Source organism: Pantoea sp. FN0305 (assembly GCF_050113845.1).
In the GTDB taxonomy this organism is placed as follows: Bacteria; Pseudomonadota; Gammaproteobacteria; order Enterobacterales; family Enterobacteriaceae; genus Mixta; species Mixta alhagi.
Map to the genome: position 1 here is coordinate 1 of NZ_JBNJSN010000012.1, position 24,379 is coordinate 24,379.

At 51.0% G+C, this 24,379-nt stretch carries 23 protein-coding genes and 1 pseudogene; all 24 read right to left on the reverse strand.

Going from position 1 to position 24,379, the window contains the following annotated elements:
- Window positions 1-214, reverse strand: a pseudogene (locus ACQE3Y_RS18830) (type VI secretion system Vgr family protein); the annotation flags it as partial.
- Between the two features lie 110 nt (window positions 215-324).
- Window positions 325-1,233, reverse strand: coding sequence for a DUF3829 domain-containing protein (locus tag ACQE3Y_RS18835; protein WP_426982267.1), 909 nt, complete (start codon window positions 1,231-1,233; stop codon window positions 325-327).
- A gap of 70 nt (window positions 1,234-1,303) precedes the next feature.
- Window positions 1,304-2,749, reverse strand: coding sequence for a serine/threonine protein kinase (locus ACQE3Y_RS18840; protein ID WP_426982268.1), 1,446 nt, complete (start codon window positions 2,747-2,749; stop codon window positions 1,304-1,306).
- Window positions 2,750-2,776: 27 nt separating this feature from the next.
- Window positions 2,777-5,389, reverse strand: a complete 2,613-nt coding sequence (gene tssH, locus ACQE3Y_RS18845; RefSeq protein ID WP_426982269.1) for a type VI secretion system ATPase TssH — start codon at window positions 5,387-5,389, stop codon at window positions 2,777-2,779.
- A gap of 152 nt (window positions 5,390-5,541) precedes the next feature.
- A complete protein-coding gene (locus ACQE3Y_RS18850) occupies window positions 5,542-5,859 on the reverse strand; it encodes a hypothetical protein (RefSeq protein ID WP_426982270.1) in 318 nt (105 codons plus the stop codon).
- 1 nt (window position 5,860) lies between these two features.
- Entirely contained in the window at window positions 5,861-6,613 is a 753-nt protein-coding gene (locus ACQE3Y_RS18855; RefSeq protein ID WP_426982271.1) for a DUF4225 domain-containing protein, read from the reverse strand.
- Between the two features lie 33 nt (window positions 6,614-6,646).
- Window positions 6,647-7,672 carry a type VI secretion system baseplate subunit TssG gene (gene tssG / locus ACQE3Y_RS18860; RefSeq protein ID WP_426975130.1) on the reverse strand — a complete coding sequence of 342 codons (1,026 nt, stop codon included), beginning with the start codon at window positions 7,670-7,672 and terminating at the stop codon, window positions 6,647-6,649.
- Complete coding sequence (gene tssF / locus ACQE3Y_RS18865; protein ID WP_426975131.1) at window positions 7,669-9,543, reverse strand: type VI secretion system baseplate subunit TssF; 1,875 nt, start codon at window positions 9,541-9,543, stop codon at window positions 7,669-7,671. The genes tssG and tssF overlap by 4 nt, the downstream gene beginning before the upstream one ends.
- A gap of 2 nt (window positions 9,544-9,545) precedes the next feature.
- On the reverse strand, window positions 9,546-10,115 hold the full coding sequence (gene tssE / locus ACQE3Y_RS18870; RefSeq protein WP_250651743.1) for a type VI secretion system baseplate subunit TssE: 570 nt from the start codon (window positions 10,113-10,115) through the stop codon (window positions 9,546-9,548).
- The gene (locus tag ACQE3Y_RS18875) at window positions 10,108-10,938 is read right to left on the reverse strand and encodes a type VI secretion system accessory protein TagJ (protein ID WP_426975132.1); all 831 of its coding nucleotides are present in this window, start codon (window positions 10,936-10,938) and stop codon (window positions 10,108-10,110) included. The genes tssE and ACQE3Y_RS18875 overlap by 8 nt, the downstream gene beginning before the upstream one ends.
- Before the next feature lie 19 nt (window positions 10,939-10,957).
- A complete protein-coding gene (locus ACQE3Y_RS18880) occupies window positions 10,958-11,938 on the reverse strand; it encodes a hypothetical protein (protein ID WP_426982273.1) in 981 nt (326 codons plus the stop codon).
- A gap of 20 nt (window positions 11,939-11,958) precedes the next feature.
- A complete protein-coding gene (locus tag ACQE3Y_RS18885) occupies window positions 11,959-12,753 on the reverse strand; it encodes a PP2C family protein-serine/threonine phosphatase (RefSeq protein ID WP_426975134.1) in 795 nt (264 codons plus the stop codon).
- On the reverse strand, window positions 12,753-14,735 hold the full coding sequence (gene tagH, locus ACQE3Y_RS18890; RefSeq protein ID WP_426982274.1) for a type VI secretion system-associated FHA domain protein TagH: 1,983 nt from the start codon (window positions 14,733-14,735) through the stop codon (window positions 12,753-12,755). The genes ACQE3Y_RS18885 and tagH overlap by 1 nt, the downstream gene beginning before the upstream one ends.
- Before the next feature lie 219 nt (window positions 14,736-14,954).
- Window positions 14,955-15,770 (reverse strand): lysozyme inhibitor LprI family protein, encoded by an 816-nt coding sequence (locus ACQE3Y_RS18895; protein WP_426975136.1) that lies wholly within the window; start codon window positions 15,768-15,770, stop codon window positions 14,955-14,957.
- Window positions 15,771-15,933: 163 nt separating this feature from the next.
- Window positions 15,934-16,332 carry a putative T6SS immunity periplasmic lipoprotein gene (locus ACQE3Y_RS18900; protein ID WP_426982275.1) on the reverse strand — a complete coding sequence of 133 codons (399 nt, stop codon included), beginning with the start codon at window positions 16,330-16,332 and terminating at the stop codon, window positions 15,934-15,936.
- Between the two features lie 147 nt (window positions 16,333-16,479).
- Window positions 16,480-16,809, reverse strand: a complete 330-nt coding sequence (locus ACQE3Y_RS18905; protein ID WP_426975195.1) for a T6SS amidase immunity protein Tai4 family protein — start codon at window positions 16,807-16,809, stop codon at window positions 16,480-16,482.
- Window positions 16,810-16,914: 105 nt separating this feature from the next.
- The gene (locus ACQE3Y_RS18910; RefSeq protein ID WP_250651736.1) at window positions 16,915-17,397 is read right to left on the reverse strand and encodes an Hcp family type VI secretion system effector; all 483 of its coding nucleotides are present in this window, start codon (window positions 17,395-17,397) and stop codon (window positions 16,915-16,917) included.
- Between the two features lie 922 nt (window positions 17,398-18,319).
- On the reverse strand, window positions 18,320-18,553 hold the full coding sequence (locus ACQE3Y_RS18915) for a hypothetical protein (protein WP_426982276.1): 234 nt from the start codon (window positions 18,551-18,553) through the stop codon (window positions 18,320-18,322).
- A 248-nt stretch (window positions 18,554-18,801) separates the two neighbouring features.
- Window positions 18,802-19,212 carry a hypothetical protein gene (locus ACQE3Y_RS18920; protein WP_426982277.1) on the reverse strand — a complete coding sequence of 137 codons (411 nt, stop codon included), beginning with the start codon at window positions 19,210-19,212 and terminating at the stop codon, window positions 18,802-18,804.
- 6 nt (window positions 19,213-19,218) lie between these two features.
- Window positions 19,219-20,238 carry a hypothetical protein gene (locus ACQE3Y_RS18925; protein WP_426975140.1) on the reverse strand — a complete coding sequence of 340 codons (1,020 nt, stop codon included), beginning with the start codon at window positions 20,236-20,238 and terminating at the stop codon, window positions 19,219-19,221.
- 282 nt (window positions 20,239-20,520) lie between these two features.
- A complete protein-coding gene (tssC, locus tag ACQE3Y_RS18930; RefSeq protein ID WP_250651731.1) occupies window positions 20,521-22,020 on the reverse strand; it encodes a type VI secretion system contractile sheath large subunit in 1,500 nt (499 codons plus the stop codon).
- Between the two features lie 2 nt (window positions 22,021-22,022).
- Window positions 22,023-22,547 carry a type VI secretion system contractile sheath small subunit gene (gene tssB / locus ACQE3Y_RS18935; protein ID WP_085068116.1) on the reverse strand — a complete coding sequence of 175 codons (525 nt, stop codon included), beginning with the start codon at window positions 22,545-22,547 and terminating at the stop codon, window positions 22,023-22,025.
- Between the two features lie 68 nt (window positions 22,548-22,615).
- A complete protein-coding gene (tssA, locus tag ACQE3Y_RS18940; RefSeq protein WP_426982278.1) occupies window positions 22,616-23,632 on the reverse strand; it encodes a type VI secretion system protein TssA in 1,017 nt (338 codons plus the stop codon).
- A gap of 21 nt (window positions 23,633-23,653) precedes the next feature.
- On the reverse strand, window positions 23,654-24,367 hold the full coding sequence (tagF, locus tag ACQE3Y_RS18945; protein ID WP_426975142.1) for a type VI secretion system-associated protein TagF: 714 nt from the start codon (window positions 24,365-24,367) through the stop codon (window positions 23,654-23,656).
- Window positions 24,368-24,379 lie beyond the last annotated feature (12 nt).

Here is a 24,379-nt window from a genome sequence, read left to right on the forward strand (position 1 = left end):
TTTTGCCGTTGAGGTGCCGCGTGCCCGCCAGAAAGCGCCCGGTGGGGATGTCCAGCGTCAGCGGCTGGCCCAGCAGCGCGTGGCGGTCGGCGCGGGCGTCGGGGCCCAGCAGCGTGACGGTGAGTTCGAAGGGATGCGACAGCGCCTCGCGCCCCTCCAGCTTCCAGAAAAGCAGCCCCTCCTGCGGGAGCCGTGCGGTGATACGTTCAGACATAGGTGAGTTCCGTGCTCAGCGGGCCCGGCGTGGTGCCAGGCGGTGATAATAAGGAAATGGGTTTGTTTCAGGAATGCGGCCTCAGAAAGAGGCCGCAAGAAATCAGTTTATTAACAGCTACGATGGCTATTTAATGCATGTACCAGCGCGTTAAAGGGCAAAATAATATTCTCTTGAATGACCTCTTCGCCATGCGCCTGTTGATTTATGGCGGCATGCAATACAGAAATGTAATCGTTAGCCGTATCGATAATACTTTTACAGTCTTGCTCATCCCGCTGTTGAATTAATTTATTCCAGCCCGCGGAAAGTTGCTCTAACGTCTCAACTTCCTTGTTAAGGATTTTATCTTCAGCAGGCGTTCTGTCTTCTGTTAAATCACGCAGCGCCTGACGTGAAAGATAAACGATGCCGTTGCGATAATGCTCTACGCTATCTGCGGGTGAGTTCTCGTAGGCAATTTTTATCCGCTCGCTATTGGCAGCAGAAATGGCTTTTAAAAAAGCGTTCCGCTGCGTCAGCAGCGCGTTAAAGGCATCGACATATTCAGCATCACTGCGCCGTGCCAGCTCGCCATTATCCGTTAACCAGCCTTTATTTTTTTGATAATCGTATAGTTTTTCGCTGAGAGGAAGCAGCTTATTAATACTGGCCTGATAAGCCTGCGCCGCGCTGTCCAGCTGCGGTAGCGGGCCCGGCAGGCTTAAGCCCTTATCCAACCACTCATTGATATTGTGAAATATTGATGGATTGATCACGGTATAAGCTGTCAGCGGCACATTGGCTGTCAGCTGTGGCTTACTCTCCTGTTGATAGTGATACAGAGCCTCAGGCAAAGAGTAAAAATTAACGCTGTTTTCACTGTTTGCCGCTTTAATAAACGCGGTGAACTTATCGTTAATTTGAGTTTGTGCAGCAGATGCAGCTGAGTTTTGAGGTTTATCAGAGGATTGATCACATGCACTAATAAAAAGCGCCAGCGTTATGGTGATTAACAGGCGCCATGGATTATTTGCCATTTCCTTTCCTGTAATTATTTTTCCGGGGAATAAGTGGCCATCTTAAAAAAGAGGACCACTCTTTATTACCTTAGCTTTGCGGATTAATCAACCAGACGCCTGCACGATCCACGGTAATTTTCTGTTCACGCGATGTACCCTGATTGGTCACGGTAAATGTATATTCCCCTGGCGGCAGCTGAAGCGAGGCAAAGCCGTTGGGTGACGGCACCAGCGCCTGCTGATTGCCATTTAACGCCACATCGTCGCCCAGCCGCAGTTTAATATAAACCTGAGCAATCGGCTCCGGCGCAGGCGGCGGCGTTGCCGGTTGCGCCGCAGGCTGCGGCGGCGTGTCTGCTGGCGCGCTGTTGGTCGCCGTTTGCACTGGCGTGCTGACAGCAGAAGCCGACTCCGCGCTGTGCGGCTGTGCCGTCGCGGTGGTCGGCGTATCATCGCCGCTACCGGCGATCATCGCGCCAACGGCAATGCCGACCAACACCCCTGCCGCTGCCAGCCCTGGCCACATATAGCGTTTCAGCGGCGACGTAGCCACAGGCGCTGGCGCTTCCGGCTCTACCGGCACCAGCATAGTGCCTGGCCCTTCAAGATTAACATTCAGAATGTCGTTCAGATCGGAAACCGTCAGCTCCATTAGCGCGGCAAAAGCATCAATCGACTGCGGACGATCTTCCGGCTTCAGCGACAAGGCTTTATCAATCGCGTGCAGCAGCGGCAGTGAGAACCCGGCCGGGCGCTGTTCGGCCAGCGGCTGGTAGTTATCCTCAATACTGCGCACCACACTAACCGGCGGCGGCGCGCCGACAATCAGCGTATGCAGCACCGCACCCAGCGCATAGATATCGGTCCAGGGCCCCTGCTCGCTTTCATTATTGTCGCTGTACTGCTCAATCGGCGCAAAGCCGGGCCGCAGCATGGTTTCAGTCTCGTCAGAGAGATTGCCGATGGTCTGGCGTGCCGAACCAAAATCCAGCAGGACCGGCATCATATTTTCCTGGATCTGAATATTATCCAGTGAAATATCGCGATGCAGATAACCTTCCTGATGGATGGTGTTGATAGCGCCAAACAGCGGCGGCAACAAGCGACGGATCCAGGTTTCATTCACCAGCTCAGGGCGTTGAGCGGCCAGGCGCGACAGCGTGGTGCCGCTGTAAAATACCGTTCCCATATAGGCAGTATCGTTTTGCACCCAGAAGCGCAAAACGTGCAGCAGGTTCGGATGGTTAAAACGCGCCAGCAGCCGTGCTTCCTGAATAAAGCTGTTCAGCCCGGCATGGAACGTTTTGCTAAAGCGTTCGCTGCGCAGCACCAGATTAAGGTCATCGCTGCGTACCGCCAGCGAGGAAGGCATAAACTCTTTAATCGCAATGGTGCGCTCAAGCTGATGATCCCAGGCACGATAAACAATGCCGAAACCGCCGCCGCCAATTACTTCCCTAATTTCAAACTCATTAAAACGGTACCCAATCGGCAATGCGTTTGGCACCGTCCGGTTGTTATCGTGTTCTGCCATGTTGGACAACTCTCTGATAGCTAAAGCTTACGCCTCGAACTGACACTGAAACTCACCCTGGTCAAAACTGACGCGCAGGTGACGGTAGCGCTGATCATGTGCGCTGGCCGTGAGCAGAATCTGGCTCATTTGCGGCAGCAGCGTATTGGTCAGGATGGCATCGACCATGCGTCCGCCCGATTCCACTTCGGTGCAACGCTGGACAATCTGGCTGATCACGCTCTCATCGATTTGCGAGATGATACCGTGATTTTCTTCAAGACGACGCTGGATGCGTTTTAGCTGCAGGCGAACAATCTCGGCCAGCATTGTATCGCTTAACGGATAGTAAGGCACAACCAGCAAACGACCAAGCAGAGCCGGTGGAAAGACGTCCAGCAGCGGGCCGCGCAGCGCGGTGGAGAGCGCTTCCGGCTCCGGCATCAGCTCAGGATCGGCGCACATGGCGCTGATAAGCTGTGTGCCGACATTAGAGGTCAGAATAATAATGGTGTTGCGAAAATCGATATGACGCCCTTCGCCATCCTCCATCCAGCCCTTATCAAATACCTGGAAGAAGATCTCATGCACGTCCGGATGCGCTTTTTCAATTTCATCCAGCAGTACCACGCTGTAAGGGCGACGTCTCACCGCTTCCGTCAGCACGCCGCCTTCACCATAACCAACATAGCCCGGAGGCGCGCCTTTCAGGGTGGAGACGGTGTGCGCTTCCTGAAACTCGCTCATATTGATGGTAATAATGTTCTGCTCGCCGCCGTACAGGGATTCAGCCAGCGCCAGCGCCGTTTCGGTTTTGCCGACGCCGGAAGGGCCGCACAACATAAAAACGCCGACCGGTTTATTTGGATCGTCCAGCCGCGCGCGCGAGGTACGTACACGTTTAGCGATCAGCTCCAGGCCATGATGCTGGCCAATCACCCGCTCGCTGAGCGTATCGGCCAGGTTCAGCACCGCATCGATCTCATTTTTGACCATCCGCCCCAGCGGAATGCCGGTCCAGTCGGAAACCACCGCCGCCACCACGTTGGCATCAACCGCCGCGAACAGCAGAGGCGCTTCGCCCTGTAGCGTGCTGAGCGCCTGCTGTTTTTCCGCCAGCTGCTGCTGTAGCGCCGCCAGGTCATCAGCCTGTTCGCTATACAGCCGCGCGCGCAGAGCAATGATCGCCTCCACCAGCTCACGCTCCTGCTGCCAGCGTGCCATCAGCGCATCGCGTTCCTGAGTCAGCGTCACCAGCTGAGCATCTAACTGGACGATCCGCTCGCTAACCCCGGATGAAAGCCGGGCTTCGCGCTCAGCGATTTCATGTTCAATCTCCAGCGCGGCGATGCGATGCAGACAATCCTCAAGCTGCGGCGGCTGTGCGCCCTGGCTAACGGCAACGCGAGCGCAGGCGGTATCCAGCAGCGCCACCGCTTTATCCGGCAGCTGGCGCGCAGGAATATAGCGATGAGAAAGCTTCACCGCCGCGCTGACCGCTTCATCCAGCAGCAGCACATGATGATGCTTTTCCAGCGTGCTCACCGTGCTGCGCAGCATGAGCAGCGCTTTTTCTTCGTCGGGTTCGTGAACCTGCACCGTCTGGAAACGCCGGGTCAGCGCCGGATCTTTCTCAATATATTTTTTGTATTCTGCCCAGGTGGTCGCGCCGATAGTGCGCAGTTGGCCGCGCGCCAGCGCCGGTTTTAACAGGTTGGCGGCATCGCCAGTGCCCTGCTGCCCACCAGCGCCCACCAGCGTATGAATTTCGTCAATAAACAACACAATCGGCGTTGGGCTGGACTGCACTTCATTAATCAGCGCCTGCAGACGCGCCTCAAATTCGCCCTTCATACCGGCACCCGCCTGCAGCATGCCCATATCCAGCAGCCACAGCTGCACATCACGCAGCGGCGGCGGCACGTCACCTGCGGCAATGCGCAACGCCAGCCCTTCTACCACCGCTGTTTTACCCACGCCTGCTTCGCCGGTCAGCAATGGATTGTTCTGCCGACGGCGCATCAGAATATCCACCATCTGCCGGATCTCTTCATCACGACCGGCAACCGGATCGATTTTGCCTTCACGCGCACGTGCTGTCAGGTCCTGCGCATACTGCGCCAGCGTTCCTTGCTGCTGCGGTGCTGCCAGTGGACTTTCCGGCTGCGCGGCCGCCTGCTGCGCCTCTTTACTGTTGGCAAAAATCGCCTCGAACTGCTCCATCAGCAGATCGGCGCTCAGGCGGCTGAACTGCGGCGAAATGCTTTTCAGCACGTTGGCGAGGTTAAAGGTTTTTAGCATGCCAATCAGCAGGTGGCCGCCACGGATCCGGGTCACGCCAAATTTCAGCGAGCCGTAAACCCAGGCGCGCTCAACGGCACTGTCGATATGCTCTGAGAGATCAGAAACCGCGCTGGCTCCGCGCGGCAGGCGATCCAGCGCCGCAACGATATCGCGCGTCAGCGCTTCTTCATCAAGAGAAAAATAGCGGATCAGCTGCTGCAGATCGCCATCCTGATGCTGCATCAGCTGATGCAGCCAGTGAACCAGTTCAACATACGGGTTGCCGCGCAGCTTACAAAAGGCCGTCGCGCTCTCCAGCGAAGTAAATAATAGCGTGTCCAGTTTGCCGAACAGTACGGCGCGGCTGATTTCTGACATGATGATCTCTGACGGATAAGTTAAGGGTCTAAAATGAGAGTAAAATCTGAGATTAGAAAATCGATTATCAAAAGAGCTATTAATCCACTGATAAGCGATATATTTTTGCATGAACCCCGGATAATATTTAATTTTTCGAAAAAAAGATTACGCTATCTTACCCTTTTAAAAGGAAGGCAGTAAAAATAAAACAACATAAATATCAATGCACATATTCGCACAAACAAATTATCCTTTGGCATTGAACCAACAAAGTCATATAACGGGGAAAGGCCAAACTTTAAAACAAGATATTGAATTCCACCCAAGGTAAAAATAATTATAAACCCCAATAATTTACAGATAGCATTAGGATACGCATCCTTTCTTTTTAATATTAATAAAATCAACATTAAAATAAAAGAAAGCGCCATATAAAAAATCAAAACCCAGTCCTGGGGCTGGTCGATTATTACACTGTCATATGCCATGTCATTTCCCTTTAATAATACGCATTCCCGATAAGGTTGTAATATCTCCTGTTATTTCAACGACTAAAGGAATTGCACCCATTTCTTGCCAGCCTCGAATATAATCAGAATTAATATGTCGAAAAAGAAGATAACTATCTTGTCTGAGCACCATTCGTCCTAATCCATAGGCTGAAACGCCAATATCCACTAACGCATAGGCATTATCAGCAGCCCCTTCGCTGTATCCTAATCTGTTTACCAACTGATGATAGAATAAACGTGTATAACCTGTTTTATTTCTCCTGAAAATTAGCCAGTATCCATTTTCGTAAATATTATTCATACCATGGGTAATAAGTGGAGCACCGAAAGCAGCACAAGACATCCCAAAGGAAGCGGCACAGACTCCAATCCCAGAGAAAACTTGCGTCCCGCCGCTAACAAAACCAATCTGTTTAATAATAAGGTTAACCTTTTTACCCAAGGATTCTTTTTCAATCAGTACGTATTGATTTATTTTTTCTAACCTTAACTTTTCGCACTGAGCTTTTAGAAGATTAACTTCGTCATCAAGATATTTTATAGCCCCATTAATCGACAGGCAGTTTATTCTAACTTCCTCTCTAATTTTTGATATCAAAACCATAATTTCCTGTAAAAAATCATGCCTCACATCAAAATTATATAAATGCTGTAGCGCAACACTATTTGCATAGTCAGTTAACTCTGTTTCTTTTTTATTTAAAATATCCATTTTTTCATGGTTTTTCATATCGTCTCCTTGAATGAATTATAAATAAATTTTTTACCCCTCCGGGCTGAAGGTTAAATCGCCGCGCGGCTGGGGAATCGGCTGTTTACCGAGCCAGGCGCTGTAACCGAGACGTCCTTCGCTGCCGAGTACCATGCCTGGCACCTCATCGCTTGCCAGTAGCAGACGCACTTCCCAGACATACTCAATGCCCAGATACTGGCGTACCCAGTCGCGCAGCTCTTCCGCATGTCTCTCGCCGGGTAAAAACTGCTGATAACGCGCCAGCGACAATGGACCAATTTCGATGCGCAGCTTATGCTGCACGTCACGCACCGCCACGCCTAAAAAAGCGGATTCGCCAAGCCGTGACATCTGGCGCCCTGCACCCAGTCGGGCACGTTCGCGCTTATCCAGCGCCAGCCACTGCGGCAGATTTTGTTCGATGCGCACCGGCACGCCAAAGTAATGCCGCAAAATTTTTTCCAGCCCTTCCGCATCACGCGTGTGGCGGCTTAGGTGGCCCGCCAGCATTAGACGGGCATGCTCGCTTAAAGAGCCTTTCTTGCGCTGCGCGGGCTGACCCATGCCGATCAGGCTGGCAAGGTAACTGTCGAAACGCTGTCCATCCGCGCGATCGAGCGATACCGTGGGCTGCGCATCAGCCCATGCGCGATAAAACAGCAGCGTCAGGCGATGGTGAAACAGATCGGCAAAGGCGGTCAGGCTGGGATCCTGATGATGATAAAGACGCTCTCGCGCATGCTCCGTCATATGAATCGGCAAAGGCCCGTTAGGACCAAACAGGCCAAAACTCAGGATCGAAACCTCATGCAGCTCGCTATCTTTACGCGCGCTAACCGCTGCAAGCGTCGAAGGCGCAAAAGCCAGAGAAGGCGTCTGTCCGATACGCAGCGGCTCGTGACGCGGCAGCGGCGCGCGTCCCAGCGGATATTTCTCGCCGCCCTGCGCATCAATCCGTCGTAGCATCTGAAACAGATCGTAGCGCCACGGCGTCTGCATCAGCCCGTTCCAGAACCCTTCCGGCAGGCACTGTAAAATACGCACCGGCTTTGTCATATCAATGCCCTTTTGCCCATGCGCGGCGGCCAGTAACCCACCTCGCCGCGCTGCTGGCTGTTCAGACTCATCTCGGTAAAGCTGTTACTGGCAACCAGACGCGAAAAAAGGCGCTCCAGTACGCTGCCGAACAGCCACGGGCTGCTGCCCGAGAATGCCTGTTCATCAACGGTTAATTCAATGCCGATGCCGCGTGCGAAAACAATCGGCCCCGGCTCCGGCACCCGACGATTAACCGGCCGTAGCTGACAATGGCGAATGCCTTCAATCTGACGCGCAACGGAGGCTTCCGCCAGGTTCGCATACAATGCCAGCATCTGGCGCAGCGCAGCAGCGCCTTCGCCGTCATCACTGTCCATCAGGCTGAGATAGTTCATCTGCAAATGGCTGATTAAGCGCCAGGCCGCCAGCCCTTCTGCCAGCGGTTCACGCGGCGGCGTCGGCCCTTTACGCATGGTTAATCCGGCGGCAGGCACCGAATCGGGCAGCTTAAAGCCCTGCTGATCCTGTTGCAGCAGCATCAGCGGCAAATCACGGCTGGTACAGAGCACCTCGGCGGTGACATAACGCAGTTCGTCACGCCAGGGCGTATGTTGCTCATCCACCAGCGACAGGAAAACTTCCGAACCCACATAGCCGGTACGCGCGCCGTAACGCTGCGCATGTTCCGACAGGGTGCGCTGTTCGCGCCGCAGAGAAAAATAGGCGCCGTAGTCGCCGCTGTCGTGGCTGTAGGTACTCCAGAAGGGCCGGAAAATTTGCTCTTCACGCTGGCCTTCCAGCGTGCCGTAGAGTTTCTGTACCGAGTAAACTTCATAATCCAGCGGGCGAATATTATCGACCACTAAATGGTATTCATGGCTGCTTTCGCTAAGTTTCTGCCGTTCGGCCACACGCGGAAAAAGATTGATAACCGGCGTGCAGTGCAGCGCCAGATGACTGCTGTCCACCACGCGCTCCAGCGCAGGCTCCGCTTTATCAAGCAGCAGCACAATATCAAACTCACGCTCGCCGTTAGCCTGCGCCAGCAGCGGGCGCAGTTGACTGATGCTGATAAACTGGAAGCGCGCCGGGAAGGCAAAATATTCCTGCAGCAGGCGATAGCCGTCAAAATTTCGCAGATCGTCCGGCAGCAGCGCCTGATCCGGCGCGAAGCCCTCCTGCGTTAAGGCATTGTTGTTTAATACATGGCGGCGTGGCGTGGCACCAGCGGTCTGGCAGAAGATACCGACCGTATGCTGCATCAGCAGCTCCAGCAACTTTAACGCCTCGATATCGGGACCGCTCAGGAAAAAGTCCAGCCGATCGAAATCCATATGATCGAGCGTAGTGGTGCTTTCACAGCTCAGGCGAATACGTAGCGCACTGACCGCGCCGCGCTGGCTAAGGCCCATTTGACCCAGCGGAATATCCGCCGGGACGCCGCCCAGCTCTACCTGTTTGATGTTCAGCGGCAACAGCGTAACGTCATGCGCCGTGGTGTAGCTGCAGGTCACACCGTTTTTCTTCAGCAGCTGACTGTCCATCATGGTGCCGCGCGGCACCAGGAAACCGCGATTGATATCGCCCTTTTTACTGTCAGGATGCAGCTCGGCAATCGCCATTGAGGGCGTGGGCGCAAGATAGCCCGGGGCAATCATCTCCAGTAAACGCTGCGAAAAGCGCGGAAATTCCGCATCCATTTTTAGCTGGACGCGCGAGGTCAGAAAAGCGAAGCCTTCCATCATGCGCTCTACGTAAGGGTCGGCGACATCAATGCCGCGCATGCCCAGACGTCCGGCCACTTTCGGATAACGCTCCGCAAACTCTGCGCCCATTTCACGCAGGTACGCCAGCTCACGGTTGTAGTATTCGAGCAGTTTACTGTCCATGCTTAACCTACATCTTTTAACTCAAAATAGCCGTTTTCCAGATCCACGTCGGTGCGGAACAGAAATTCCAGCGGATAAGGCACGCACCACAGGCGCCCTTTGATTTCAATCGACAGCACGTTATGCAGATTGAGCGAGCGGGTATCGGAGATGCAGCGCACCTGCAAACCCTGCGGCAAGATACGCGGCTCAAAGTTAATAATGGCTTCGGTCAGCTTGCGCTGAATATCATGCCATTCGATATCAGACATACGCTGCCCGGCCAGCGGCGCAACGCCAAAATTCAGCACCGAGCGGCGAACCTGATTAAAGGGTGCCAGGTCATGCTGAGCTTCGTTATTAATGGTATTAAACAGCCACTGCAGATCGCGCAGCACGTGCCGTCGCAAGGTGCTGTGCGAGATCAGCCGCTGGTTAGCCGACTCCTGACTTTTACCCGGTTCATTATCCATCAGGCGGTCCAGCAGCGAAGGCTGGAGCTTATCGCGCACGTTCAGGGTCGATTGATCTTTACGGAAGCGATAGCCGCTGTGCAGCAGCTCAGCGCCATCACCGGAACGTGAGTTACTCATCGGCCAGATCGCTGGCAACGAAGGTCAGCGTCTCCAGGCTCAGCAGGGAAAACTCAGCGCTGTCATTCAGCCAGACCTTCTGCCCCTGGCCGATATAGTGCTGCTGCGCCTCATCCAGCGGCAGCCATTCGGTTACGCGCGCCAGACGCAGATCGTCCTGCGCCTGGGAAGCAAAAGGATAACGCACCGGTACCTGGCAAACCTGCTCAGAGCCATCCACCAGCCGTACCAGCGTATGGCGCCAAACCAGATCCGTAACGCTGGCAGGTGCCTGAAAACGCATCTCGGCAATGGCGCTAAAGGGCACCCAGAAATAGCCACCGCTTACCAGCAGTTCACACACCGGGCCGAGTCGGCCATCGCCGTCGGTCAGCCAGGCGAAAGGCTCTGCCTGCTCACTGCCCTGCACCCGCGCGCTGCCTGGATTAAGCGCGGCGGCCTCAAGCGCACCGTTACGCAAATCATCCGCCTGCGCCCGCTCGCCCTGAATATCCGCCTGCAACGCGGCGAATAGCTGTTCAGCCCAGCGATAAGCTTCGCCTGGCAGACGCGGTTGAGCCTGCCCGGCAAACACCGCCGCACGCTGCTGCTCTCCCTTGATCGCCTGTTCCAGCAGCGTAACCGTCGGCTGCGCCTGCGGTTTCAGCGCCGCCCAGGATTTCAGTTGGGTTTGCGCCCGTGTCCAGTTACCTGCCAGGCACAGCAGCTGGACAAAAGCTGCACGCAGATCGGCGTTGGCCGGGGCCGCTTTAATTTGCGCTTCAACGCGCGCCAGCGCATCATCCAGCGAGCCGCCTGCCAGCAGTTGTTGTAAAGAGTGCATAGCGCTTCCTTTTTGCGAGTTATTTAATGGTGCGCCAGGCGCCTGCGGCTGGGTCTTTCAGCTGCGGATGCAGCTCTTGTACCAGCTGAATGGTTAAAGGCGCATCGCTGAGATAAGGCGCCCACACTTTACGTACTTCGTTCAGCCGCGCCTTTAACGCCCCTTCATCACTGGCTTCCGCCTGATTCATCTGTACCGCTACGGTGCCGGTAGCCTGCCAGCCGTTAAAATCATTTGACCACGGCAGAATCAGCCAGCTCTGAGGCGAGCGTTCGTCAGTCAGCACCATGCGCTCGTTATTGACGGTGGTCATTTGCAGGCCGCGCTTGTCGCTTTTTGCTGCCAGACCGATAACCGGAAAGCCCTGTAGGAAGGTGACGGTGATATTTTTCGCTGCGCCATGGCCCACGCGCGTCATCTGCGCCTGCCCGCTCAGCCAGCCATCATCGGCACACTTCACGCCCTCTTTTGTTGGCACAAACAGCGCGCTGGAGCGATCGCCGTCACGCCACCAGGTACGAAAATGACAGCCGTCAAGCAGGCTGAACTGCAGCCAGGGTGTGGTATCTGCCGGAGGAGAAAGATCTTCCGGGTTAATCACTGTCTCTGCTGGCGCGGCTGTTGGGGTTGCCGCAGCCGGTTCCGGCGGCGTGACGTTTACCTGCCAGTTGCTGGCCTTTGCTGCGCTGCCTTTTGCCAGCAGGGCTCCGCTGGCATCTTCCATCTGCCAGTTAAGCGTTGTCAGCTTGCTGCACTGTTTTGTTTGTATCAGCGCGCCGACCTGTGGCAGAAACTCCTCCAGCACCGCTGGCGATTTATCGCCTTTGGCAACGATACGTAGCGACAGCTGGCGCGCGCACCAGTCGGCGGGTTCCTGGCTTTTGACGTTATCGATCCATACGTCCAGTTTTTTAGAGGGTGAAGAGGCAAGATTGTAATTATCCGCCCAGGCGCTGGAGGCCATTAACAGCGTTAACGCGCCGGTTAACCAGTATTTCATAAGGGTCCCTTGAGAGTTATTTAATCGCGAAGCGGAATAAACTGCGCCGCTTCAGAGAGAGAATGCAGCAGCGTAGTATCCTGAGGCGAACCCACCCAAACCGCCATCGCGCTGTAGTTATCCTGCTCGCCGTCTGACTGCTCCTCGCTGTTTTTCAGCGCCTGATGCATTAGCGTCAACCACTCTTCCGGCGTATTAACCATATGCAATGCCTGCTGCATCTGCTGATGCGACACGCCGTGCCAGAAGCCATCGGTACACAACAGAAACGCATCGCCATCTTCAATCGGCACGACATCGCTGTAGCTGGCATCGCGCCCTTCGTCGCCCATTCCCAGTGCAAAATAGAGCAGGTTGCTGTTGATACCTTCCGTCTGATGTCCGGCATCCTTCATCTGCTGAATCAGGCTGTGGTCGGTGGTGACGTGATACAGGTAGCCGCGTCGGAACAGATAAAGGCGGCTGTCGCCCGCATGCGCCCAGTAAGCCAGCTGATAATCACGATCGATAAACAAACTGACCAGCGTGGTGCCCATGCGGCTGTAATCAGGCTCGCTTTTCTGCTGCTGACGGATCGCCCGGTTGGCATTATTGATGTATTGGCGAATTTGCTGCGCATCCAGATGCGCATCGCCATCGAACTGGTCGATAATGGTGTTGCGCGCCAGCCTGGCGGCCAGATCGCCGCCGGGAAAACCAGCGACGCCGTCACAGACCACGAAGCAGGCCGAACGCTCTCCTATCATGTCGCCCGTCTGATCCTGATTGCTCTCGCGGGCGCCCTGATTCGACATTGAGGCAATGGTGATATTCATTATTCGTCCGAGGCGGTCTGTGAATCTTTATACTGGTTAACTTCCATATCGTAAGCGTGCAGGAACGCTTCGCCGAACAGCGTATGGAAGTCGTCTTCAATTTCACCAGCCGTTTCGTTATAGCGACGGTTAAAGTGCTCCCACAGCGCCGCCTTACGGCTGCCGGGCAGCGAAAGGCGCGAAGTCACGCCTTCCTGACGCGCTTCCTCTTCCAGCTGCTGTGGATTAAAGGATTGCAGCATCGCAGCAATAATTGCGCGGATACCGGCAATCATCCCTAGCTGATGCGCCTGCAGATCCACCAGCGCATCGCGTACCGCCTGTTTCGGCGGCATAAAGCCCGGCATACGGCTGCCGAACATCTGCATCAATACAGTTTTACCGGATGGCAGCAGCTTGAACGGGTTATTGGCATCATCCAGGATAACGGTCATATCCGCTTTTACACCGCGTTTCAGGATGGAGCGCGAGGACAACAGCGCGACCGTTCCCTGCGAAAACATGCCCAGCATCTGCCCCAGCTGCTGCATATTTTCCCGATCGAAATGCGGCGTCGGCTGCATATCATTCAGCCCCATACCATCCAGCAGCGCCTGCAGCAGTTCACCCTGCAGCGCTTCTCCGCCGGAAGAGGCATTGTGCTGCTGACTGTTGCTGTTGCTGGCAACCGGATCGATACGCAAGCGCCCTTTCGGCGGTGGCGTAACGCTGCGCTGAACCGCCTGCGGCGTCGGCAGAGTGATACCGCCATAATCGGGGACGTCCGGCTGTGGCGGAGCCTGATTAAACAACGGTGAAGATTCAATGCTGTTTGGCTTATCCGCGGGCAAATCGGCAAACAGTGGCGAGGCGCTGAGCGCGTCATCATCGGCTTTTACCGCGTCGTTAAAGTCGGCATCCCGGGCGGCTGTTTGCTCATCGGCAAACAGGGAAGAAACGCTGGACGCGTTTTCCGCAGGCGCTGCATCAGGGTTGGCCCCGGCGGCAGGCGGTTGGTCAGCAAACAGCGGCGAACGCGCGATGTCATCGTTATCGCCAATCAGATCCTGCTTTCCGCTCTCTGCCGAATGCGTTTCGGCCGTTGCAGGCTGCTGCGTGCCGGACATTTCATCATCGGGATGCGCTAACGGCACTGCGCTGCCCATCATCAGGCCCAGCGGATCGTCGCTGTTGATTTGCGCTGGCGTGGACTTACCGCCGCCAAACAGCGCCAGCGGATCAAGCTCATCCGGCTTCGCCTGCGGCTGCGCAGCTTTATCAGCGGCAGGCTGAACAAGCGTGGTCGGCGTGCTGTCGTTGAAAATGCTGTCTGATTTAAACAGTTCATCCTGATTAAACAGCGCATCTGGCGTCTGGCTGCGACGGTCGAGGCTCAGCGGCTCACTGGTTTTAAACTGCGCCAGCGGATCTTCCGGGTTACGGTTTTCTGTTTGCACAGCCGTTAATGGATGTTCCGCGGCCGCAGGCGCGGCGGGTTTTATCCGGCTGGTGGAGATACTGTCAGCAATAGAAAACTCTTTTGCCAGACTATCCCAGATTTCGCTGGGGATCGCCGCTGTGCCATCGGCGGCCTTTGCAGGCGGCGTTGGCTGAGCCTGCGGGGCGGGTGCCTGTGGCGCAGGACGGGCAACCAACGGCGCAACATGTGCTGCAGGCTGAGCAGTGGCATTCAGATCGTTAACCAGCAGACGGTACTCATCAATGCCCAGGATATCGCCATCCTGTAACTCGACCTGACGGCCCCGCTCCAGCGGAATATCATTCAGCTCGACACGCGTCACGTTGCCACGATTGGTGATCCGGCATTCGCCGTCGGCGGTGATATGTACAATCGCCTGCAGGCGGGAGATGGTACGGTCATTATCGGGCAGCACCAGATTGTTATCGACACCACGGCCGATGGTGCCGCCGGGCGGTAAAAAGTCACAGCTGCTCTGCGGCGGCTGATGTCCCGGTTTATTCGTTATAATCGTAAAGCGCATAACGGTTTCCTGCGTTTGAGATATTCGGCATACAAACCACGCAGGTCTCGGCGAAACCGGCGGGGTTTATACGAAGAAGTTAAATAAGCAATAATTCAATCGTTCAATGGCTGATAACGATTGGATATCTGGAATAAAGTTCATTGTAAATAAAGGAATCAGGCTCGTCTGTAAGGCAAATATAAACAGCGCTGACGAGCCGTTTTTCCTGACGGATACTTATTTAGCGCTTTCCACCAGATCAGTTACGCGCCTCACCATTTGTTGCTTAATACAATTTTGCTCGCCCTTACAGGCGTTTCTTTCAATAAGCCATCGCTGCTGCTCACTTTTTAGTGCTGCTAATTTAGCTGTAACATCCACACCGGTGTTCTTAATTTGATGTACTGCCATTTGCCAGGCATCATTAACGCTGTGATCCCAACTGGCTAAATCAAAAGATGCACAAATGGCCTTTTCAGTTGTGGTTACCGATTTTTGGCAATTAAAAGAAGGCGCTGCAGGCGCATCGGCTGGCAGTTTTTGTAAGGCAAGTAATGTATTATCGTCCCAATTAGTCAGGATCGTTTGTTTGTCCAGCTTTACCAACCAGTTATCAGTAGCTTCGCCTTTAGGCCCAAGCATGCCTTTCCCGCATTGAACAAAGACTGGAGTTACCTTATCAGTACCCTGCAATTTTAACGAATAATTATTTGATAGATCTTTACTGCTCTCTGCTCCGATTGTCGAGGCCAGAAGCTTATTTAATGTGATTTCAGGCTGTGCCTTTAATACAGGCTGCTCACAGCCATGATTAAGTAACGGTTCGCCAGTAATATAATTGGTGGTAAACATCAACGTACGGCCAACCAGCGTCGGGTCATTCATTATAATAGATGGCCGCATTGTTTGCTGCGTATTAACATAAACTCTTTTTATCTGCCATTTACCAGCCAATAGCTCAGCGTTGTTTTGCTCAGCATTTGCTGTGAAGCTAAAAAACAGAGCGCAAACTAACAGAGACTGCGTAAATAAACGCTTTAACTGGACAATCATAAAAATTATTTTCCTTTAAGGCGCTAAACGAAAGGCTGTATCTCCGTATGTGGCATACTTTTCAATAGAGTCATTAGTAATTTATATATTAACTCCCTGCTACCAATAAGCTGTATAGTTTCGAGCAGAGAGATCCTTAGTTAAAGTTTGATTCTCAATCGAACTATTTCTCCAAAAAAAGGTGCCCTTGTTCATTTTTCCCCAAAATAAAATGAGTGGAGTAACGTTTTTCCAGAGAGCTCTCCTTTTTAATCTTGACCGCCACATCATATTCGCCAGGCAACCATTTTATTTCATTCCAAAAAATACACTCTCCAGCTATTACTTTCTGTCCTTGAGTAGCTTCCTCGGATAGTATTACTGTTTCCCATGAATCACCGTTGTGCAATGAAATGTAGGGAGTATCAACTTTTAAAATAATGTTATGATTATTTTCTTCAGGGGCAGTGAAACATAATCTCCCTTGTTCAACCTTTACCGGCAAAGGGTGATAAAATGGCCGTTCCAAATGACACCCCGAAAGAAATATTGCGAGCCCCAGGTACAATACTTTGATATTCATATAAAAGACTTTTTATCGCCAGATTTCATTAACATTTATTTCAAGCATATTGTTATCTTTACTTTTACATTATCTGTGCGTAGTCAAAAACTCGAAATTAAACTTCACAAGCTTTTATTTATAGATGTAATAATAACCTCCGCCATCTTAGCCATCTTCTTTTCCTTTATATTGCTTAACGATATTTTCCAGTTCAGAACTATGATAAACATCGATACATTTAGCTAAGGTCATTGGCTCGCCGGACTGACTGGAATATGTTTTTGCAAGAAACTCATCTACCAGCTTTCTTACTGCACTATGAGCAGCTAAAGAGTAATCGCCAAACTCCAGATAACCACGTGCCGCAGCAGAAGCGTCATCTTTAACTTCCTTACTATTATACCCTTTAGCAACACAGACGCTTAAAGCATAGTTTTTTATGTATTGTTCAGCACTGTATTCTGATTTTGCATTAGCTCGCATTGAAAAAAGCATAGTTGCAAGACAGATAAAGAAAATCGGAAATGACGTATTCACTCTATTCCTTTCAACAACGCTATCCATAAATATACCCGCCCGTAAACGGGCGGGTGAAAGCTATTACGCTTCTTTGTTTTCTTTGATGTTCCAGCCAGCGCTGCTTTCTGCGCCTTTACCGCCAGAAGAAGTCTGCTCCCAGTACTGCTGTTTAACTTTCGCAGCCTGGAATGCATAGGCAACGCCTACCAGATCGCCATTATCAGAACCGGTATACTGTACGGAGGTAACCAGCACATCTTCCAGCGTGATTTTGGTATATTCAACTTGCTGGCCGCCGGCTTTACATACAGACAGTTCAACTTTGGTCAGGTGCTTACCGCTGGCACAATGCTTCAGAATCGCAGTAGTAGACTTGTCGATCAGCGCGTTAACGTGCAGATCGTTAAAGTTCACTTTACCCGCGCCGCCGCCGCCGCCAACAGCCATGTTGCCCGGCTGGGATGCGCCCCAGGAGAAAGAAGTGATGTCGGTCCAGCCTTTGTGGTTGGAGTCCTGAGACTCACCGGTTACACCGTCAACCTTCAGGAACATATCAATAGCCATAATTATCTACTCTTTATTGGTTAAAGTTGCTTTCGATAAAGCAGTGATATGGCAAACAGGAAAGCATGGGGCTGAATAAAACAGTCCATATTTTACCTCTGCCTCGTTTCTGCCTGCTCTCAAAGAAAGCAGGCAAAATTTTAATTAGGGAAATATTAATTTCAGGCAATAAAGCCATTTTAAGAATACACTGCACACTAGGTTTATTAAGAAATGACGGTTCAATTAAATGATATATTTCTAGTAGTGATAAAATATGCTATGTAAGAACCCAAGAACAAGCGAAATAACAAAAAGGAATGCTTGTATAAAGTGAGCTCGTCGCCAACTCCGCATCCATGCAGTTTTTTCTTTTGGAAGATTATGCATATACTCATAACATGCCTTATCAACAAGCTTTCCTTTTTCAACATACATCTTTTTATCTTGCAGCAGCCTAACAAAGAATGCTATTTTCAAATAATAAAGAACGAACCCAAAATCACTACTTAAATTGCTAATAGAATCAATATAAAGCCCATTCCGCCTGTATTGTTTAAAGAAATCCTCATAATTATTTAAATGCTTTTTATATAGATAGTATGTATAAATGGTAGCAATAAAAAAGAAGATTACGAAAACGACAACAATTAAGAATAAAAAATATTCCGCACTCATAGAATTAAACGCATAAATAATTTATTCCTACTACCCCTTGCTAATAAGCCCCATAAAAATCAAACAATCAACTTAATCTTCTCTGCTAAATAATATATAGCGATAGACACACAGCTTAACATCAATAATATAAATACATTTATTAGTGAGCAGATCAGGTTATCACCCCAGTCAAATATAAAAGTATAATAACCTATAACAGAAAAAAACAATGCAAATGAAAATAGCATTAAAGTATAAACAAAAAAAATATTTAATAATTAAATTAAACATGTGTAATCCCAGCTAAAAATGTATCAAATATTTTTTTATCTATAGCACCATGACTTGCCTGGTAATTGATAGCCTCAACAAAAGGATTTAAATTTTCTTCGACTAAGAAATAGAGCAAATCTAAATGTCCGGCCCCACGCAATTGATTATGTATTCCTGGATTCAGATTACGAAGCTCATATGACGTATAAATTGACTTAGTAATTGAAGCACCAACACTTAACATACCAGTAATACCTGCCGAAGCAAGGAATCAGGGGATTATTTTAGAAAAAACAATGAGATTAGCTCATTAACAAATAACATTTTAAAAGCCATCCTAAAGCGTGACATCCCCTGCAGCATCACTCCCGCGTGGGATTTCAAAAAGTATCAAACCAATTTTTTTTAAAAAAATTTATCATCAGACGGCTGAAGATAACGAATGATAGAATCTTGCTGTCCGTATCCAAATATTAAAGTTAAAACTTGCAATCACAGCCCCATGCTTTTCAAAATAAAAGCAAGAAGCACGATAAACAGTAAACAAGCAATACAAAAAAACAAAATTAAAAAGTATTTTTTCATCCATAAAAAATCATCGGGACTGCTAATAAGACATTTCCTTGCTTCATAGTCAATCATGCGCCCATCTTTTATCTTAAACGTTTTTCCTTTAAGCATTATTTTTAATAGGGAAATTCTAAACCCTGCGCCCCAAATGCCCAATTGCTCGTAAAAACCATAGTCGCCCGGTTTTAAAATCCCCTTACTTTCAAGATATTTAAAGGCAGCATTTATTTTTGGGAGATTTCGTTTGGTAAAAAAAAACAAATATACTAAGCCGCTAATAAATGCAATTGTAAATGACAACTGAAGGTAAATAAACACCTTAATTAAATTCAAAATAAATCATTCTCCATTAAAAATTAAATAGTTAATACCATTACCTACAGCGTCTCCGGCATACCCGCCTAATTCCCCACCAACATAGCTTCCTGCAGCAGTAACTACTATGCCACAAGCAATACCTCCCACGGCAGCTGTGGCAGCGCCTATTGCCACACAAGTAGCCCCCATAAATGTACTCGCTGTAGCTCCGCCAATTAACCCTCCCCCGGTGCTTAACGAGAAATTACTATATTCTTTTACAGCAGCTTTTTTACATTCATTCTCTCGTCCTATATGACAAGCTTCTAATATTTTATTATTGGTCCCTAAGAATGAAAACCCCAATGAAACCCAGCCACCAGCTTTCATAAATTTAGCGGCGCGCGCTGCATTATTTATATAGTCTGAATATCCTTTTATAGCGCCAACCCCAGCCTGACTCCATTCATAAACAATAGACCGACTAGATAAGCCTAAAGCATGTTTGATATTATCATAAGATTTATGCTTTATAGTTACACGTGTTATTTTATTTAATAATGGTTTTATTTCATTGAAAAGAGCTTGTCTTTTTATAAAAAACTGCTGACTTATAAGACTTCCTTGTGTCTGGTACTGATTCTGATACGTCAACTCGATTTCTTTTAAAAGATATTCTATTTTTTTAAAATATCTTTCACTGGCATCAGAAAGTATGCCTGTAGTCTTATCGCCAATGCTTGTCAAAGCAGCAATAGTATCATAATTACTGTGCAGGAAGTCAGCAACGCTATTTTTCTGAGGTAATAATGCGATATTGACTTTTTTCTTTGCTTTCTTTAGTTCATTTAACTCACAAGTTTGGTTAGCATTCCTGGGATCTGCAACAATAAGAATCTGTCCGGGCCTTAAACATGGAGTATCGCTATTAATTTTTAAAAAAAAGTCAATAGCATCTTTATTTGCACTATTAAAAAGCTTATGCGCTTGATGTATTAGTGTACCTTGCTCCTGAACAACACAAAAGCCTGGCTGCATCTGAGAATTTTTAAAATTGCTCATATTACCCCTCTTCGAAATATTTATAGTTCCCAATTATGACCACATAGCCATTTACTATTGTTTTAGCACTTAAAAAACCCATTTAATATAAATTACAAATTAGATAATTAACCTTCGCAATTCATAATACACGCCTCGGTTTAAATTAAGGTTTCTCAGAAGTGCCTGTAAAGGCACTTACAACAGCAAAAACGAAAACTAATTAACCGCAAAGCAAGGTAATAACCTGCAAGCGCTAACAAACTTACTAATGTGTCGGCTCCGTAGAGCCGACTAATTTATTTACGCATCATTGGTTTTCAGTGACGGCAGTTTGGAAACCAGGCGCAGCGATACGGTCAGACCTTCCAACTGATAATGCGGACGCAGGAAGAACTTGGCGGCGTAGTAACCTGGGTTATCTTCAATCTCTTCCACCAGCACTTCGGCTGAAGCCAGCGGCTTGCGGGATTTGGTTTCCTGCGAGGAGTTGGCCGGGTCGCCATCCACATAGTTCATTACCCAGTCGTTTAGCCAGCGCTCCATCTCTTCACGCTCGCGGAAAGAACCAATCTTGTCGCGCACGATGCACTTCAGATAATGCGCGAAGCGGCAGCAGGCGAACAGATAAGGCAGGCGGGCAGCGAGACGGGCGTTTGCCGTAGCGTCCGCATCATGATATTCCGTTGGCTTCTGCAATGACTGTGCACCAATAAAGGCGGCGAAGTCAGAGTTCTTGCGGTGCACCAGCGGCATAAAGCCGTTTTTCGCCAGCTCAGCTTCACGACGATCGCTGATGGCGATTTCGGTCGGACATTTCATATCCACGCCGCCGTCGTCGCTGGGGAAGGTGTGGCACGGTAAATTTTCTACCGCGCCGCCCGACTCTACGCCGCGAATAGACGTACACCAGCCAAACTCTTTAAACGAGCGGTTAATGTTGGCAGCCATGGCATAAGCGGCGTTGGTCCAGGTGTAGTTGCCGTGGCTGGCACCGTCGGTCTCTTCTTCAAAATCGAAGCTGTCTACCGGGTTGGTGCGAATGCCATACGGCAGGCGCGCCAGGAAGCGCGGCATCACCAGGCCCAGATAACGCGCATCTTCTGATTCACGCAGACTGCGCCAGGCAGCATATTCGCTGTTCTGGAAGATTTTGGTGAGATCGCGCGGATTGGCCAGCTCCTGCCAGGATTCCATCTGCATCACGCTCGGCGCGGTGCCCGCGATAAACGGACAGTGCGCCGCCGCACCAATGCGCGCCATTTCGCTTAGCAGCTCTACATCCTGCGGGCTGTGATCGAAATAGTAATCGCCTACCAGGCAGCCAAACGGCTCACCGCCGAACTGACCATACTCTTCTTCATAGATTTTCTTGAAGATAGGGCTTTGATCCCAGCCCACGCCTTTATAGCGCTTCAGCGTGCGGCCCAGCTCCTGTTTAGAGATGCTCATAAAGCGAATTTTCAGCATCTCATCGGTTTCAGTATTATTGACCAGATAGCTCAGACCGCGCCATGCGCCTTCCAGCTTCTGAAAATCTTCATGGTGAATAATCTGGTTAACCTGACGCGACAGCTTTTCATCAATTTCCGCAATCAGCGCCTGAATAGTGCGGTAAGCATCGTCAGACACGGTCACGCTGTTTTCCAGCGCCTGCTGCGCCAGGGTTTTTACCGCGCTTTCCACTGCGGCACGCGCCTGGTCGCTTTTCGGACGAAACTCTTTGTTCAGCAGCGCGCTAAATTCATCCTGATCCCAGGTTTGCTGCGCCTGCTGTAGCTGTTGTTGTGATGGATTGCTCATTGTTACTCCTCATCACCTTTAACGGTTTCTTCAGATTTCGGCAGATGGCCCAGCGATTTCAGCAGCGTAGGATCCTGCAAAATTTTGGCAATCAGCTCTTCCGCACCGTTTTTGCCATCCATATAGGTCAGCAGGTTAGAGAGCTGAGTGCGCGCTTCAAGCAGCTTGTTCAGCGGCTCAACCTTACGCGCCACCGCATCCGGCGAGAAATCTTCCATGCTTTCAAAAGTCAGTTCGACATTCAGCCGTCCTTCATCGGTCAGCGTATTATCCACCTGGAACGCCACGCGCGGCTTTAGCGCCTTCATACGTTCGTCGAAGTTATCGATATCGATTTCCAGAAACTTACGCTCATCAACGCCCGGTTGCGGCTCTGCTGGTTTACCAACCAGGTCAGCCATTACGCCCATGATAAACGGCAACTGAATTTTGCGCTCGGCGCCATAGATCTCTACGTCGTATTCAATTTGCACGCGCGGCGCGCGGTTACGGGCGATAAATTTCTGCCCACTGGATTTAGATGCCATGAGGTTCTCCATCGGATATGCGCGGTAAAGTCAGCAGCGGGCACGCTGCCATATAAGGGGTTTGCTGCTTAATCGCGGCGACCAAAAATGTTTTCAAGTTGATGCACGCCATCGGGTGCCAGGTCGCGAATGATCTCCATAAAATCGAGTTCAATGACGCGCTGAACGCGATCGATCATTAGCGGAGCGGGATGGCTGGGTTCGTAACGAGAGAAGTATTGCTTTACCTTTTCCAGCATTAACTGCGCTTCAGCACGTGACGTGATTTCGCTGCTGCGCCAGTCGGTTTGCGAACGCGCCGGTGCGGCAGGCGCGGTGTTACCAGCGGCAGGCTGCGCGGAAGTGTCTGCATTACCTGGCATCAGCGTGCTTAAATCCGTGGCCAGGCAGGATTGCGCCACCAGATTCACCATTTTTTGCAGCTGTTCCATCTCTGGCACACCGCTTTCACCCAGGTGTTCCGCCAGCGTTTCCCGAATAGTTTGCAGGCGCTCACTTATCTGTTGAATCGCTTCAATGCCGGGCTGATCGCCTCTGGCCAGTTCATCATTTAAGCGCGCACGTCCGCCGGGATAATCGGCCACGTCCGTTTTGCTGCCATCCAGTAAAGAGCAGGCGTCGCGTAAAGAGATTTGATCGGCGGCGGTACGCAGAAGCGGAGCCTGACGCAGTGCGGCAGTCAGCTCAGATTTATCACCCAGCGCCGCCAGTGCGTTAATGCGATAGAAGGGATCGCGTTCGCCATACTCTTCCAGCAGCGGATAGAGCGGCTCCCAATAAAGCAGCAGCGCCTGCTGAATCAGCTTCAGCCCGCTGGCGTAGCCCGGAAGCCCTTTCATATGCGTCCATGCGTGAGTAAGTGCTAACATCACGCGCAGATCTTTCGTCCGTGCCAACAGTCCGGTCGCCAGCCGTTCCACTTTGTTCCAGTCGGCAGGCTCGGCAGGAATAATGGTGTCGCCAAATTGCTGCTCCGCCTTCCCTTCGCTGGCCTGGTTCATCGCCATATAGTCAGCGTCATATTCCAGATTTTCGCCGCACGGTTTTTCACTGCTAACCGGAGCAAGTAACGCATCGATATTCATCGTTATTCTCAAGTCGGAAGATTATTCAAACATGGGCGGATAGAGCCCATGTCGGCCAGGTCTGGCTCCGCCTGCCGGGTCGAACAGCAGCGAAAAGAGCTGACCGGTAAAATTGCCGCTGTGCAGGTGGGTATAAAGCGGATAGTTGTCGGCCTGATTGGTCCACCAAAAGCTGGTATAACGCTGTGGATCAAAACAGTCGGCCACCTGCTTCCAGCTCAGGTTGGTGGCGATATCGCCATAGCCAATGACATCTAAAATATCCGAGTGCGCGGTCTGACCGGCAGGGTCCTGCGGCGTAGGGATGGCCAGCAGCGCCCGATCGAGCTGTTCAGCAGAGTAGACGTTATGCACCGCATGCATCAGAGTGCGTCCCAACTGCTGATACCATTCGCCCGCCATTGCCAGCCGCCCCGCTGACCATTCGGCTGGCGTAAAGCTGAACAGAGCACAAACAGGATACTGACGGCCTACGCTATCGCGCGCGGGCAACAGACATCCCATCTGCACCAGCTGGCTGCCCAGCATGGGCGGTACCACAAAATTCCATACCGGCGCTTTCGCGAATCGGTGCGGCTCACCGGGACGCTGCGCTTCATTTTTTTGCCAGTTCAGCAGCCCTATCTGAAACCAGTGGGTCCACTGACGGGCTAACGCATCAGGAAAACGGCGCTGCAAAAAGTCACCGGCGCTGGGCAATTTCCCGTACCAACCGATCGCAGGAGAGTGGCTCATTATCATTTCCTT